This is a genomic window from Mycobacterium sp. E2479 (assembly GCF_001667925.1).
Taxonomy (GTDB): domain Bacteria; phylum Actinomycetota; class Actinomycetes; order Mycobacteriales; family Mycobacteriaceae; genus Mycobacterium.
This window is the reverse complement of sequence record NZ_LZJR01000012.1, coordinates 1-1,100: the sequence shown is the minus strand read 5'-3', so window position 1 is coordinate 1,100 and position 1,100 is coordinate 1. Positions and strand designations below refer to the sequence as shown.

The 1,100-nt window shown below is 66.0% G+C and carries 1 protein-coding gene; it reads left to right on the top strand.

Annotated elements, in window-relative coordinates:
- A partial coding sequence (locus A5686_RS02070) for an amino acid adenylation domain-containing protein (protein WP_156749900.1) occupies positions 1 to 1,100 on the top strand: 1,100 nt, incomplete at both ends.

Genomic DNA, 1,100 nt, shown 5'->3' with positions numbered 1-1,100 from the left:
TTCGGCGGCCGCTCGATGAGCTATCGCGAGCTTGATGCGGCGTCGAACCGGTTGGCGCACCTGCTGATTGCCCGGGGTGTCGGGCCGGGGCAGTGTGTGGCACTGTTGTCGGAGCGCTCGGCACGGGCGGTCGTGGCGATTGTGGCGGTGCTCAAGACCGGGGCGGCCTATGTGCCGATCGACCCGGCCGTGCCGGCGGGGCGGATCGAGTTCGTGCTCGGCGATGCCGCACCGGTCGCGGTGATCACCACCACCGGGTTGGCTGGGCGGCTGGACGGCCATCGCGTGATGGTCATCGATATCGACGACCCTGACATCGATACTTGCCCCGGCACGACGATGCCGGCGCCGGCCCCCGACGATATTGCCTACTTGATCTACACCTCGGGCACCACCGGCGTGCCCAAGGGGGTGGCCGTCCCCCACCGCAACGTCACCTGCTTGCTGGACTCCCTGTACGGCGCGGAGGTGTTGGCGGGTCAGGTCTGGTCGCAGTGTCATTCGTTGGCGTTCGATTTCTCGGTGTGGGAGATCTTCGGTGCGCTGCTGCGGGGCGGCCGGCTGGTGGTGGTGCCGGAGTCGGTCGTCCGCTCGCCCGAAGAGCTGCACGCCTTGCTGGTAGTCGAGCAGGTGAGTGTGTTGAGTCAGACGCCGTCGGCGTTTTATGCGCTGCAGACCGCTGACGCGCTGGTGCCCGAGCGGACAGATCAGCTCAAACTTGAGACGGTCGTGTTCGGTGGTGAGGCATTGGAACCTCAGCGCCTCGGCGCATGGATGCATGCCCACCCGGGTTCACCGCGGTTGATCAATATGTATGGCATCACCGAGACGACGGTGCACGCGTCGTTTCGCGAGATCGTCGAGGCCGACGTCGATATCGATGCGAGCCCGATTGGAGTGCCGCTGGCGCACTTGGGCTTGTTTGTGCTCGATGTGTGGTTGCGGCCGGTGCCGGCTGGGGTGGTTGGTGAGTTGTATGTGGCCGGTGCCGGGGTTGGTGCGGGGTATGTGGGCCGGGTGGGGTTGACGGCGTCGCGGTTTGTCGCGTGTGCGTTCGGGGGGTCCGGTCAAAGGATGTATCGCACTGGGGATGTGGTGTG